This window comes from Marivirga aurantiaca, from assembly GCF_016679925.1.
In the GTDB taxonomy this organism is placed as follows: Bacteria; Bacteroidota; Bacteroidia; order Cytophagales; family Cyclobacteriaceae; genus Marivirga; species Marivirga aurantiaca.
Window position 1 is genome coordinate 345,859 of record NZ_JAEQBW010000003.1, and the last position, 14,843, is coordinate 360,701.

A 14,843-nucleotide genomic window follows, 5' to 3' on the forward strand; every position below is an offset into this window, starting at 1 on the left:
TTGATCATGCTCTGTCTAGTTCCTTAATTTCATTTTTATACCGGGATGGCAGGATCAGCCCTTTCAACAGCCAATCAATCTTCATGCTTCGACTCAGTTTATAAAGCCCAATCAAAGGGTTTAGAAGGGAAATTCTCCGGAAGCCTAGCAATTCACGTACTTTCTGTGGCACTACTAATGTTTGTGCTTCCAGTAGGATTTTATAACGTATTACCCCCAAATGTTTGCGATACTGGTTGAAGAGGTCGTCTGTATAATGACTGTGTTGAAGGTGCTGGTTCAGGTGGGCTTGTCGCATCTTTTCCCATTCTTCAAAGACTTCAGGCAAACCTTTCAACCCCATTCGGTTACCAACCCTATTAAAAACCTCAAGAATTTCCTGCTTTTCGACTCTGCTTAACTTACGTTCCAGTACTTCAAAAGCCCTGATAGAGTAGTCGATAAGCATGAAGAGCACATCCCGGTAGGCCCAGTCAGGAATGCTTGAGCCTCGCTTTGCTTCTACATCGGCATGTATGGCCGTCATGCTATCAATAGCTCGTATGGCGGATTGTTTCTCTGAAAAAATGATGGCCCGGGCATAGGAAACAGTTGAGAATAACCTTCCCAGAGGATCGGCAGGAAGTTTGCCTGTAAAGTATAGCCAGTCTACAGCTTTGTTGAGTGCAAACTCCGCGGAAGCACCTGCGAATATGAAAAGTATGGTGTCACCATTCCCCCAGATCTGTCGCACCACTGATTGCTTATCTACAAAATATTTCATGCTTAGTTAACCAATAATTTTAACTCTATAGTTCAAAAAAAAGCATGCTGTTATACCTTCCTGTGCTGGTTTCTCATTAAATTGAAGAAACTGTTGACCCTCTCAATCGATCATATCTCCAAGGTCGCTAACTCCTAATGTGAACATGATAATAATTATGGCCAAAATGAATTTTACTGCCAGTGGAATTGAAAAACCGAATTTTTTTCTAAGAAATACATTAGCTGGAGGAAAATAGCTCAAAGAAAGAAGAAGGTAAACAATTCCCGGAACCAGGTGGATTAGGAACATATTTAGTAAACCAACTGTCAAAACAGCCAGGCCAAATACCCAACCGCTAATATTTCCAACAATAGGATTGGCATACATGAAATTTGAGTCGTTATTCATAATTGTGATATTTAAAATGTGAATAATTATTAATTTTTTTAATGCTTTTACTTTCTGCTTTGGATGGTTTCTAGCTTAACTTTCGGCAAAGGGAGTACCAAAAATGCCGACTGCCAGTTCTGCCCAAATGAGGAAGAGTGCTATCAGAATAACAGCAATGATACCTAGCCGGTAGTCCGTATGCTTAACCTTTCTTATTACAAGCTCACACAGGAGACCAGTACCGAATAACAGGAATCCCATGATTACAAAATCAAACAGTTTCCAGTCTACTTCATCTGTAAACTGCATAGCTATTAGTGGTATGGATAGGATAAGTACTACAGCGAGCACAATTCCCATAAGCCTTTTGTTTTGAGTAGTCATAATTGTTGATTTTAAGTTATTGATCTGTTTTTATGGGTTTGAAATTAATTTAACATCATGCCGATTTTGTTAGATAGCTCACCCACTCCTAAGGCAGCCCATAAAATAAAAAGAGTTAAAAGGATTTTAAGGAGACCAAATCGGGGTATAGAGAAACTAAATAATTTCTTTGAAATAGTATTTAAAGGAATGAAGTAGATGGATGAAAGTAATATAATGAAAATTCCAAATCCGCCATCATTGCCCCAAAAGATGTTGATGAGACCGATGCTTAAAGCAATGAGTCCCAATAAACTACTGATAATTTTCAGCGCTACAGGCTCTTTACTAATTTTTAATGCTTCTTGAGTGTTGTGTTGTTGTTTCATTTTTTACGGATCTTAATTGAAAGCACTTTGTTTTTCAAAGTGAAAGGAGAAATTTTTTTAGATTATGTTAAAGCCTAATCACTTTTTTTCTTCTCATCGTTTTCATTTATTAAAGTTAAAAGTACTTTGTAATTCAAAGTTAAATATTATTTTCGTTTGTGCAAATTATTAATTCATTTTTTTAGAAATAGGATATTTATTTTTCAGTTAGTGAAGGATTTCGTCTTGTGTGTTTAGATTATAGTTGGTAATCTCTTTTTAGATTAAAGATGGTCACCACTAACCTTTCTTTTTTTCTTTTAGAATTTACTTCTACCCTCTATTCAATTGACTTTTTTGCAAAAAAAAAGATGTTTCTTCTTTCCGTATCCTTTTATTTGGGCATCTTTAATATTGAAATATCTAAGGCCTAATCTATCGGTTTCTAATATGTAACTCACTTGAATAAATTATTTTCCCTGATTAATTCAACTCATCAATTGCGGTTTGTAATGTCTCGTCAAAACCGTTAGATAGATCAGATAATGAGTTTTTGCTATAAATATCTGGTGCTAAACCGATGCCTTCATAAGAATTGCCATCAAACAATTCTACTTTCTGAGGAACAAGGGAATAAAACCAACCATTGGATAATTCCCTTCCTATCATTGTACCGTGTGCACCATTTGTAGTGTCGCCAACTAAAGTAACATTTGGAAGCGTTTTAAAAGCCATTACAGCGCGTTCGCCAGCACTAATTGTATACCTGTCCGTCAGCACTATAATTTGTTTATTTACATAATCCCCTTTAGGATGAATATACCATTCATGCCAGTCTGTATAGTCATTTGGTCCTGGGCCATTCTTAGTTTTGCTCTTAAATACAAAAGTTGATTGATTGGTTAATCTGCCCATTTCCGAAAAACTATAGGTAAAATCACCACCTTTATTATGGCGTAGGTCAATGATATAGCCGTCTACATCACTATATTCATTAAGGAAATCGTTCAGTTTATAAAAGTTTTCGCCTACGAAATCAAAAAATATGTAGGCTATATTTTCATTTTTAATTTTACCATAGAAATAGCTGTTTTCCTCACCTTCTTTATATCCTGATTCAAGGTAAGTTTTCACCACTGGGATACTGAATAATTCATCGTCAATAAGCTGATCTCTTATTTCATTGGAAAAAAATATATCTCTATTGGGAGCGGTTAGGCTTACATGCCCATCATCCAATGTACCCAGCATTTGAGAAATAATATTAAACAATTCAGCATCTGTTGTACTGGAATTTACCATAGGACGATATAGATCATACATTTCATCCCAATCGACATTTCTTTCTTCAAAGGGAGCATATCCTTCATGAAAGGTGGTCCATAAATTTTCAAAAACTGCTTCAGGATTGTTGTCCTGTGGTTCAATAAATGTTCTCTCACATGCCAGATTTGGCAAAATTAATATGGAGGCAATTAGTATTATATATAACGGTTTCATTATTTAAAATTTTAAATTTGCTGAGAGATTTATAGAATTGCGATAAGAAAGAAGGTTTCGGGCTTGACTAGAATGAATGAATTCAAATAAGTAGGCTGCACCTAATTGCCATTTCTCATTTAATGAATACATGTATTTTATATCCAAATCAAATGATTGCCACTTATTTAAGGTGGTTAAATTGCCATCGCCCATAAAAGCCATAAATGTTTTGAATCCCGAATGTGAGCTGGTGTTTTCGATGAATTCATCATCATTCACATAATAGGGAGAGCGGGCAAGCCAGGCAACAAGTGGTAATTTTAAAGAAGTGGTTAAATTACTATTGTCATTGATTGTAAACTGATACTTACCAAACATGCCCAAACTGGTAGCAGAATAATATCCAAAGTTTCCAATTCTTCCATACACATAATTCAAGGCCTGAATATCCATTAGTAAAAGCCCACCAACTGTCAAAATTGACTTTTCTGATTCTTTTATTTTCTTCCCAATAAGATAATCGATATCTATAAGATTGAAGCTATGTGGATAAGCAGTTTTAGTTTCCCCATGAACTGAAAAATCATATGGATCAGTTGACATAGGATTAAAATTACCATAACGAAAGCTTACTCTTTGAAATACTTTTGCTTGCCTATCGTAATCTATTCCAAGGTTCAAAAGTGAAAAATCTTTATGGATTAAAGGTGAAAAAGTTAAGTCCTGACGAGTAAGTGTAGTAATCCCTAAATTTAAGGATACTGAGTGGTTTTTGGTGTTTTCTTGCGCAAAACAACTTAATGCTGCAAGCCAAATTATAATTGATATTGATAGTATTTTCATTTCTTTTTTAATTTTTTATGTTGTGTCGATTTCATAATTCTAAATCGCAACATTTTCTTATTCAAACAGCGGTAATAGGTATATATTACTTAAGGTTTAGTTGCTATTATAGTTGTAAGACGATTGTTAATTTGATTATAAATAATTTTGAAAGCGTTGAATGTTAAAAGATTAATAATATCAGAAGTCACTAACCTGACTTTTCTATACGAACTAATCTTTTGTTTCCAACCTTCATTGGTTTTTTCTTGTAGTATGTCAGTTACATTAATGTGGTCATTATCGTACTCAAGAAAACAGGTCATTATTCTATTTTCATCACTTCTAACCGGTATAAACCTGTCTGTTCCAAATAGCGGATTAGAATAGTCTCTAAACGACAAAATGATTTTTCCATCCTTTTCCAAAACACTTGAGATATCATAGATGAAAGTTTCAACCTCCCGTTTGCTTTCCAGATGCGATAGGGTGTCGCCACCACAAACAATCAGCTCTGGACTCTTACTGAAATTTTTAAGATTCCTGATATCATCATTAATTGTTGTAATATTTAAGTTTTTAGCGTTCGAATTAAGCTCTTCCAATAGATTTTGATTAAAGTCTACTGCCATAACATTAAATCCTATCTCAGCAAGTGGAATACTCTGAATCCCATGTCCGGCACCTAGATCAATTGCAGTCTTATTAGAGTTAGGTGCAATTAGGTTTTCTCTAAGCAATTTTTTAAAATTATCTGCCCGTGACCTAAAATCTCCCATCATCCATGAATAAATTTCCCCAAGATGATTGTCGTAGTGTTCTTTAGTAGTCATTGATTTATTCAAGTTTTAGATTCTTCATTCCAAATACTCGTTTAATTAATTTTTATTTTGTCATATAATCAATAACAAATAAGTCTTCAATTATTCCCAAATCTCTGGCAAATTGCTCAAATTCCTTATGTATCGGAATTAACCACTACTTCTTGTATAATAAACAATCCACTCCCACTAAACTTACCAACCTCATTTAGCTTAAGTTAATAGGTATTTGCTTTAAAGGCAGCTGTTAAAAGGCTATCACTTTTTTGTCCATTTGCAGTAAATATTCCTGGTAAGGAAACAAGTACTGCATTTAGTTTATTCACTCTTCAATGTATCCACAGGATTGATACGAGTGGCCTTAAATGCTTGAAAACTGACTGTAATGTAAGCCGCCATTATAATAACAAATGCTGCCAGTAAGATGTGCCACCACTCTAGACTGATGCGGAAAGCAAACCCCCCCAATATAAATTCATTGATAGCCCAGTATCCGATTATACTACCTATCGCAATGGAAAAACTAACAATAATTACAAACTCTCTGTTTATGATTTGCAGAATGTTCATTGTTGATGCTCCTAGAACCTTTCTAATTCCAATTTCTTTTGTTTTTTGTTCTGCAATATGAGCTGATAAGGCAAATAATCCCAAGCAGGAAATTAGAATAGTTAGAATGGCAAAATAGAGTGCCAAATCCCTTAATCGTTCGTCCTGCTTATATAATTTATTTAGCTTATCATCCATAAATGTGTAATCAAAAGGATAGTTCGGGTTCACTTCTTTAGCTTTCGAACTGATATACTCTAAGCTTCCAGCTACATCATCCGGGCTTAATTTGATAAAGCCTGCATAGGTATTTTGTGGCTGTAACATTATAATAGCAGGACCTACCTGGCTGTGTAAACTTTCGAAATTAAAATCATCTACAACACCTATTATTTCCCAATCACCGCCCCAAATTTCTAAACTGCTGATTGAGCCATTTTCATTTTGAATGGTTTCATAAGCTGTTTTATTTATGATAACCTTTAACAAAGTGTCTGTAGCATGTTCTCTAGAGAAGGCACGGCCCTTTATCACTTTTAATCCTAAAGAAGGTATAAAGTCATGGTCTACTCTTATAATCTCAAAAAGTACAGAAGCATCAGGATCACGCCCTTCCCAGTTTACTTCACCAGTATTACTATTTTTACTTGTTAAGTAATTAGCTGCCCGACTTACATGAAGAATTTCAGGTTTTTGTAAAAGTTCATTTCGAAAATGTTCGAAGCGCTCTGACTTTAAATCTCCTTGCAGTCTAAAACTTATGAGTTGTTCCTTATCATACCCCAAATCTTTGGATAGCATAAAATCGATTTGCTTATAGATAACTAAGGTGCCTAAAATCAAAATTGTGGCAGTAACGAATTGAAAAAGGACTAATGCTTTTCTTGTAAAATTAACCTGACTTGAAGTTTTATGATTGCTTTTAAAGATACTTACTACTTTAATTGCTGATAGATAAAAAGCGGGATAACTACCTGCTAGTAGCCCTGTGAATAATACAATAGAGAACAACATTAGGAAAAAGGAAGGTTGTGAATAATCGATAAATAACTCTTTTCCTGTAAGTGAATTAAATGATGGCATAACTAATTCTACAAACAATATTGAGAATATGGCAGCAATAAAAGTAAGAAGCATAGATTCACTAATAAACTGGCCAATAAGAGCATTTCTACCTGCACCCACTACTTTTCTTACCCCAACTTCTTTTGCACGCTTTTGCGAACGTGCAGTTGCTAAGTTCATGAAATTGATACAAGCGATGATAAGTACAAATAAGCCAATCAAGCTAAACATGCGTACATATTCTATGCGGCCACCAACTAATTGTCCATTTTCATACTTCCCGTATAAATAATTTTGTGCATAAGGCACTGCAAATAAATCTACAATAGAGCCTTCCTGCCGTTCTTTGATAAATCCTTTTATTTTCTCAGAAAAGGTATCACCATCAGTGCCTTTTTTTAATTTGACTAAGGTATAGGGCCCATTATTTCCCCATTCATGCACCCATGCGTTTTCATCAAAAAAGCGCTCCATATTAATAATGAAGTCAAATTTATGACTGCTTTTTGATGAAATATTTTTCAAAACTCCACCCACTATGTAGGTGGTTTTACTATCTATTAATATACTTTCTCCTACAACATCTGTTCGATTAAAAAGAGCCATTGCGATTTGCTCAGTAATCACTATATTTTCTCTATTTGCTAGAGCCATAGGGGCATCTCCATGTAATAATTCATGACTAACCACCTTTAGGAAATCTGATTCGGCATAAATCCCTGAATACTTCAGGTTTTTATCTTTAACAGTCATCAACTTTTCTTCACTCCAAGTATGAGCAATAGCATATTCAACTTCTGGATAATAATTCTTTAATTCTCTTGCCAAAATGCCAGGTGTATTGGCAAATGTCATGATGTTGTCTCCATAGGATTGATGACCTATTATGCGATATATTCGATCATTATCTTCAAATATTTTGTCCATTGACAGCTCATCTTGAACCCACAGACTAATGAGAATTGCTACGCTCAAACCCAGGGCTAATCCAAAAAGATTTATAAAAAAGGTGAGCTTATTTTTTGCAAAGTTCCTTAAGGCTGATTTTATATAACTTTTCCACATGAGCGTTAAAATTTGATTTCTGATATCTACACAAAAATTTTATCTTTCAAATTTGATATAGTTTTTATAGTTATTGGGTCTTTCAAGTTCTCCCTGCTTCAATTCAAACTCCAATACTTTTTATTATCTTTTTAAGCATAAAAATGCAAAATAAATTTTACTTGAATTTGACTTTACCAAAGCTGTGCCAATCAAGTAAATAGCTTAAATCGTATCAATTTGGCTGATTTTGAAATCATTCTCGTTCTTTTTTGAACAAAAGCATCCGATATCGGACACCTTTCTAAATCAGTATGAATATAGTCTCCTGATTTGAATGCATTTAAATCAAAGAACCGATGTTTTAAAGTGATGAGAATTCAGATGTTTTTCTAAGCGTAGATGAAAATATAACTTTGTTTGAACTTTATTCTTATAATAGATTGGGTTTAATGTCAAACCAAAAGTAGAAATTGTCCCAGTAGAAGCTATTGTTTTTTATTTAATGTATCTGAAAGGGTAGTTCGTTTTTTTTAAGGAGTTACCCGATCATTAATAATGTGGGATTGCCAAGCTGGACGAATATTCCTTAGCCTATAAGATTTAATGAAGAAATTGATTAGTAATCTTCGCATAAGACTGTTTGCTTAGCAAGCTTTCTTTTGTCTGTTCTGTTAGGTAAGTGTAAGGAAAAATGGCTTCCTTTTCCATAGTTAGAATTTACTTTCAAATGACCACCTATTTTGTATAAGGCATCTTTTACAATGTTTAGACCTAGGCCGTGACCGTCAGTACCGATATTTATTTTATGAAACTTATCAAATATAGAATTTAACATTTCGGGATCCATACCTTGACCATTATCACCGATATCTATTATCAGTTTAGACGATAATACCATTGCCTTGACAGTTACTATAAGTTTACGGTCTTTATGACGATACTTAATGGCATTTGATAATAGGTTATGCAATATCCTCTTAATCTCATTCTCATCTTGTACTAAATCTGTATACTGTAATACTTCAATAATGAATTGAGGTTTATTCTCAATTTCCATCCATTGCAGCATATCTATACATTCTTCTATCAAGAATTTTAGATTTATCTTTTGATTCTCTATCACTTGATGCTGTTTCATAGCTTTATCAAGCATATTTTGTATGTAACTTTCTAATGCCCCTACCGATTGATTCATTTTATCAATCAACGCAAACCTTTCTTCCTCATTTACTAAGCGTGATAATTGAATTAACCCCTTTATGGACCTTAATGGGGCCTTGATGTCATGGGCTATACTGTACATTTTATTCATTACTTCTTCTTGCATGATCATATGGATTTATATTTCCAATTAATTACTATTAGTCTGTTTTTTACCACTTGAGCAAATTGCTTAATATTAATAAACCATAAATGTGCCAATTGAAAAGAAAAGGAAAATAGAGTGCTAAGGATACCTTTTAGGTGGTAAAGTGTCCAATTTGATTTAAAAACGTCCGTATTCGAACAGCTTGAAATCTATCTAATTTTAATAAGATTCAATAGAGTTTATCAATTTTATCAATAATAAAAATTTATAAGTCATTTCATTCCTGAACATATTCTTGAAGTGTATGAGTAGCTTAAATTGAGTGGTCACTCTAGGATTACTTAGGTTACCACTTATTGCTTTTTAATATCCTGATTTAGATCAAGCTTATTTATTTTATACTCAATAAAGGACTTCTTTCTAAAGATTAATTTTTTTATCGCCCTCATATTTAGCTTTATATAAAAATAATAAGAAGAATTTTAAATTTTATCGTCTTTAGTAATGGTAATACCGAGCAAATCATTTAGTAGAGACTGCTCTAAATATATCGGTCTTCAATGGTGAGTTTCTGGCTTTTGATTGTCTTACTCAGTAGATGACGAAAAAGGAATGGATCTTTGGTAAGTTCTTGGTATGAATGGATACCGTAGTTCGATGAAGCAGAATTGCATCAGTCAAGTTTTCACAAGTTAGGTTAACTTGGAGGGCATAAAACACAAATTGAAAATTAAATAGATATTTTCAATTTAGTTAGTAAAACAACTATATTTATACGAACTTTGTTACTTCAATGTAGTTATATCATCTGACACCTATTAAAATGATACAAACAGATATTTGCATTATCGGAGCTGGTCCCGTTGGACTATTTTCAGTATTTGAAGCCGGATTGTTAAAGCTGAGATGCCATGTGGTAGATGCTTTGCCTCAAGTAGGAGGGCAGCTCTCAGAAATATATCCTAAAAAACCCATTTATGATATTCCAGGTTTTCCGGAAGTGAAAGCACAGGAACTGGTGGATAATCTAATGGAGCAAATAAAACCTTTCAATCCCACCTTTACTTTGGGTGAAAGACTGGATACACTGGAAAAAACCGCTACAGGTTTTCAACTGAAGACTTCTGACGGTACTGAAATAGATTGTAAAGTGGTGGTAATTGCAGGTGGATTGGGTTGTTTTGAACCTAGGAAACCACCTATTGTTGATATAGCAAAATTTGAAGGAAAGGGGGTTCACTACATGGTGAAAGATCCTGAAACTTTCAGAGATAAAAACGTGATTCTAGCGGGTGGAGGAGATTCTGCTTTGGATTGGACTATTGAACTTTCTAAAATAGCAAAGAAAATCACCCTAATTCACAGGAACGAAACTTTCCGTGGTGCACCTGATTCGGCTGAAAAAGTATTTGATTTGGCCAAAGAAGGAAAAATCAATTTGCTACTGAAGAGCAACTTAACGTCTGTTTCCGGAAATGGTAAATTAAATGCTGTAAAAGTACAGGGAGCCGATAAATCTGAATTGGAGTTGGAAGCTGATTATTTGATACCTTTATTTGGTTTAAGTCCTAAATTAGGGCCTATTGCCGACTGGGGATTAAGTATCCATAAAAACCAGATTGAGGTGAATACTACAGATTACTCCACCAATATACCCGGTATTTATGCTATTGGTGATATCAATACCTACCCCGGTAAATTGAAGTTGATTTTGTGCGGTTTCCATGAGGGTGCTTTAATGGCTCAAAGTGCTTTTAAACACATTTACCCTGACAAACATTTAAGCTTCAAGTATACTACTGTTAATGGCATTGAATCTTTCTAAAAGCATGGATATGATTACAATAAAGGTTCAGGATTATTCTGGAGAAATAAAAGAGATTCAGGCACCTACAGATATGAATCTGAGCCTGATGGAATTATTGAAAGCCAATGAATACCCTGTACTGGCTACCTGTGGCGGAATGGCTCTTTGTGCTACTTGCCATGTAAAAGTAGAGGAAGGTTTTGAAAACCTTTCTGAGTCCGGTGATGATGAATTGGATATGATTGATACTTTGCCCAATGCGGAATTTAATAGTCGTCTGGCCTGCCAGCTACGATTAAAAGATAATATGGATGGAATGCTTGTCAGGTTAGCTGCCGATGAGCAGGATGTCTGAAATAATTTTATTAGCTCTGTCGGTCCGAAATTGACAGAGCTTTTTTATTAAGATACAGACAGAATCTGAAGAGAAACCAAAGTTTTGAACCTACATCCTTTATCAATTAAATAAAGGATTGCCCTCTTTGCTCTTTAAGTACATCTCTCTTTTAATTTTAGTTTCTCCATACATAATAATTCCCGGCTTTTCCTGTTTCTGTGTTTCTGTCTGTTGTTAATCATTATCTTAAATAGAGCCTATTAGGCAATCACACGAGAGTCATTTGTAAATAATTGAAAATAAGAATCAAATGACGAACATTGGTGTAATTTATTTTTAGAATCCATATAATAACAGCAGTAATTGTTTCTTTTAGGAGAGCTTATGTCAATGGAATGATTATTTTTGTTTAATCAGTAAGTAATTTTATTCGGGATTTAGTAAAGCACGTTCAACTCTAAATAACAATCAAGGATGATTCTATTAAACATAATGGAGACTTCATTGCCTCTAACAAATCCGGTACTAAAATTCCTTTTGATATTGGTGATCATCCTGTTCGCACCTATTTTGCTTAATAAAATTAAAATTCCTCATTTATTGGGATTAATTATAGCAGGAGCTGTCATAGGGCCTAACGGATTTCATTTAATGGATCGTGATAGTAGTATCATACTGTCCGGTACCGCGGGTTTGCTTTATATTATGTTCCTGGCCGGGCTGGAAATTGACCTGGCTGATTTCAAGAAAAACAGTAAAAAGAGTATTATTTTTGGTTTGTATACTTTTTTTATCCCTATGCTTTTAGGTATACCTGCAGGAATATATTTATTAGGTTTTTCAGTTCCTACTGCGGTTCTTTTGGCTAGTATGTTTGCTTCACATACCCTCATTACCTATCCTTTAATCAGTAAATTGGGAGTTGCCAAAAACAGGGCTGTAAACATTACAGTGGGGGGTACAATGATCACCGATACTATGGCTTTATTGGTATTGGCTGCCATTGTAGGAATGTCTTCCGGAACAGTAGGTCCGGAATTCTGGATTCAACTTTCTGTTTCTGTACTTGTGTCGGGAGCAATAATTATTTTCATCTTCCCCATCATAGCCCGTTGGTTTTTTAAACGATTTGATGATAATGTTTCCCAGTACATTTTCGTACTGGTGATGGTATTTTTGGGTGCTGTACTGGCTGAGTTGGCTGGGATTGAAGCTATTATTGGTGCTTTCCTGGCAGGGCTTTCTTTAAACCGGTTAATCCCTCGTACCTCTCCACTAATGAACAGGGTGGAATTTGTGGGGAATGCCATTTTCATCCCGTTTTTCCTGATAGGAGTGGGTATGCTGATCGATTACAAGGCTTTCTTTTCTGATTTAGATACCATCAAAGTAGCTGCTGTTATGACGGTTGTAGCCACTATTGCCAAATTTATTGCCGCATGGATCACACAGAAAACATTTCAATTTTCTGTGGATGAGCGGAGGCTGATTTTTGGACTAAGCAATGCCCAGGCAGCAGCTACATTGGCCGCTGTATTAGTGGGATATAATATTATTTTAGGACAAAATGAAGCAGGGGAGCCAATTAGGTTATTAAATGAAAGTGTGTTAAACGGAACTATTCTAATGATTCTGATTACATGTACTATCGCTTCTTTTGTAGCGCAAAAAGGAGCTAAGAACATTGCTTTATCAGAATCAACAGAAGAAGGGGAGTCGGATGACAATGATAATCCTGAACGTATCTTAATTCCAATTAGTAATATTGAAACAACAGATGAACTAATCAATTTAAGTGTTACCATAAAATCCCAAAAGAACAAATCCGGCCTGTATGCACTCAAGATTATCGATAACAATACAACTGACGAGGCAGCTGACAAAAAGGCAAGAGAAGTGTTGTACAAAGCATCGGTTACGGCATCTGCAACCGATAATCATTTGAATGAATTATTAAGATATGATCTTAATATTGCCAATGGAATATCAAGTGTAGTGAAAGAACAGGGAATTACTGATTTAGTATTAGGCCTGCATGCTAAAAGAGGTATTTCCGACACTTTCCTTGGTGATCTTACTGAAGGGCTTCTTTCACGTTGTAACACCACTACTTTAATTTACAAATCTTCACAACCCCTCTCTACCATTAAAAGGCATTTCATCATTGTACCTGAAAAGGCTGAGAAGGAAATAGGTTTTCCCTTTTGGTTGGTTAAAGTATGGAATATAGCGCGCAACACAGGAGCAAAGTTAATTTTTTATGCCAATGATGAAACCTTAAATTATATCCGGGAAATCCAGACCAAACATCCGGTGGATTGCAATTTCACCACTTTTACAGACTGGAAGGATTTTCTGATATTATCCCGGGATGTAAACAAGGACGATAATATGATCATAGTGCTTAGCAGAGAACATCAGGTTTCATATAATAAGCATATGGATGAAATCCCGACTTATTTAAACAAATATTTCCAGGACAATAGTTTTATCCTGGTTTACCCTGTTCAGTCTGCTGTTGAAAATAATTCTACTATTGATTTCAAAAACCCTTCCATTTTAGAGCCTATTGAAAAGCTGGATGAAATTGGGAAAACCATTGCCAGCTTGTTTAGGAGGAAGTGATAACTTCCACTAAACAAGCCTTTTCAGCATGGTGTATTTTCAATATTCCACTACTTTTCTTAAGTCAAAACTATCTGTAATGTTTTGATCCCTGTTGTCGGATATGGTGAATATAATATCATTGTAGTCAAGGTCGCTATTTTCAGAAGGCATTTTGTCTTCAAAAGCCAGGATGATTTCATCAAATTCCTCAAGCTTGAACAATACATGTTGCTGAGTTTCTGTGTTGAAGTCAATATCGGTATAGAAAGTCTCGTTGTCATAATTCACTTCTCCGGACCATCCTTTTTTTATTAAAAAGAATCCGACCACAGTACCTGCTGGAAATGTCCCTTTTCCTAATTGTAACATATCACCCTGGTTGAGGATATCATCACTTACATTAGGGAAAAGTATTTGCAAATCAAGGGCGGATGGATCGGATGGTTCGTTTCCTTTCTGATAGGTATAAAATCCCAGGGAATTTTTAAAACCGGCACCTTCTGAAACAAAGGTTAAATAAATTTCCGATTCCTTTGAAAGCAATATATTCTTTTCAGCACTTACCTCAAATAACTCAGGGTGCCCTGCTCTGAAATTTTCCTTCTCAGGAAACATCCTTTCAATTTCCTGCAGTACTTCATCTTTAATAACAGTAGGGACTATATCATCCGGGGTTTCAGTTATTATTTCTTCTTCCTCACAGGAAAATAAACACACGAGAAATCCTATAAATAGTAGGTTAAAAGTTATACTTTTCATTTTTGATATGATTTTGGTTTAAAATATGATTATTCTATTTTTGTTGCTAGTCAATCTGAAAGTAATTCAACTTCCTTTCAGGCATTTAGCTTACTTCTCCTTTATAGAAAAATAGATGAAGCTAGTTAATCATATAAAATAGGTGTGTTCTTATTTTATTCTCGTCTTATTTTCTCTAACGGGGAAAGAACCGATAGGGGTTAGGTTTCTGTAGAAAATATAACATAAGCAATATAAATGAGTTGTAAAGAAGGGAGTATTAAACTTATTACTTATAGCAATAATTCAATTTTGATTGCTTTATAAATTCTAATAAAAATCAGATGTAATTAGAGAACCCTTGATAAATTCTGCTATGTCAGAAAACCAAAT

General features: G+C 34.6%; 13 protein-coding genes. 3 read left to right on the forward strand and 10 right to left on the reverse strand.

Features of this window, described 5'->3' with window-relative positions:
* Nucleotides 1–4: 4 nt before the first annotated feature.
* The 9 genes from JKA74_RS09475 to JKA74_RS09515 all read right to left on the reverse strand — a co-directional run bounded on the left by JKA74_RS09475 (nt 5) and on the right by JKA74_RS09515 (nt 8,979).
* A complete protein-coding gene (locus tag JKA74_RS09475) occupies nt 5–763 on the reverse strand; it encodes an oxygenase MpaB family protein (protein WP_201430941.1) in 759 nt (252 codons plus the stop codon).
* A 102-nt stretch (nt 764–865) separates the two neighbouring features.
* Nucleotides 866–1,153 carry a hypothetical protein gene (locus JKA74_RS09480; RefSeq protein ID WP_236587653.1) on the reverse strand — a complete coding sequence of 96 codons (288 nt, stop codon included), beginning with the start codon at nt 1,151–1,153 and terminating at the stop codon, nt 866–868.
* Nucleotides 1,154–1,228: 75 nt separating this feature from the next.
* Nucleotides 1,229–1,519, reverse strand: a complete 291-nt coding sequence (locus JKA74_RS09485) for a hypothetical protein (protein WP_201430942.1) — start codon at nt 1,517–1,519, stop codon at nt 1,229–1,231.
* 44 nt (nt 1,520–1,563) lie between these two features.
* The gene (locus tag JKA74_RS09490; protein ID WP_201430943.1) at nt 1,564–1,887 is read right to left on the reverse strand and encodes a hypothetical protein; all 324 of its coding nucleotides are present in this window, start codon (nt 1,885–1,887) and stop codon (nt 1,564–1,566) included.
* 462 nt (nt 1,888–2,349) lie between these two features.
* Entirely contained in the window at nt 2,350–3,366 is a 1,017-nt protein-coding gene (locus tag JKA74_RS09495) for a S41 family peptidase (RefSeq protein ID WP_201430944.1), read from the reverse strand.
* Between the two features lie 3 nt (nt 3,367–3,369).
* Nucleotides 3,370–4,191, reverse strand: a complete 822-nt coding sequence (locus JKA74_RS09500; protein WP_201430945.1) for a hypothetical protein — start codon at nt 4,189–4,191, stop codon at nt 3,370–3,372.
* A gap of 89 nt (nt 4,192–4,280) precedes the next feature.
* The gene (locus JKA74_RS09505) at nt 4,281–5,003 is read right to left on the reverse strand and encodes a class I SAM-dependent methyltransferase (RefSeq protein ID WP_201430946.1); all 723 of its coding nucleotides are present in this window, start codon (nt 5,001–5,003) and stop codon (nt 4,281–4,283) included.
* A 306-nt stretch (nt 5,004–5,309) separates the two neighbouring features.
* Complete coding sequence (locus tag JKA74_RS09510) at nt 5,310–7,670, reverse strand: ABC transporter permease (protein ID WP_201430947.1); 2,361 nt, start codon at nt 7,668–7,670, stop codon at nt 5,310–5,312.
* A 598-nt stretch (nt 7,671–8,268) separates the two neighbouring features.
* On the reverse strand, nt 8,269–8,979 hold the full coding sequence (locus JKA74_RS09515) for a sensor histidine kinase (protein ID WP_201430948.1): 711 nt from the start codon (nt 8,977–8,979) through the stop codon (nt 8,269–8,271).
* Between the two features lie 805 nt (nt 8,980–9,784).
* On the opposite strand from JKA74_RS09515, the gene JKA74_RS09520 reads away from it, so the two are divergent.
* The 3 genes from JKA74_RS09520 to JKA74_RS09530 all read left to right on the forward strand — a co-directional run bounded on the left by JKA74_RS09520 (nt 9,785) and on the right by JKA74_RS09530 (nt 13,730).
* Nucleotides 9,785–10,786 carry an NAD(P)/FAD-dependent oxidoreductase gene (locus JKA74_RS09520; RefSeq protein WP_201430949.1) on the forward strand — a complete coding sequence of 334 codons (1,002 nt, stop codon included), beginning with the start codon at nt 9,785–9,787 and terminating at the stop codon, nt 10,784–10,786.
* A 10-nt stretch (nt 10,787–10,796) separates the two neighbouring features.
* Nucleotides 10,797–11,123, forward strand: a complete 327-nt coding sequence (locus JKA74_RS09525) for a 2Fe-2S iron-sulfur cluster-binding protein (protein WP_201430950.1) — start codon at nt 10,797–10,799, stop codon at nt 11,121–11,123.
* A 474-nt stretch (nt 11,124–11,597) separates the two neighbouring features.
* The gene (locus JKA74_RS09530; RefSeq protein WP_236587655.1) at nt 11,598–13,730 is read left to right on the forward strand and encodes a cation:proton antiporter; all 2,133 of its coding nucleotides are present in this window, start codon (nt 11,598–11,600) and stop codon (nt 13,728–13,730) included.
* Between the two features lie 39 nt (nt 13,731–13,769).
* Here JKA74_RS09530 and JKA74_RS09535 read toward each other — a convergent pair whose 3' ends face one another.
* Nucleotides 13,770–14,471, reverse strand: a complete 702-nt coding sequence (locus tag JKA74_RS09535; protein WP_201430952.1) for a DUF4114 domain-containing protein — start codon at nt 14,469–14,471, stop codon at nt 13,770–13,772.
* Nucleotides 14,472–14,843: the final 372 nt, after the last annotated feature.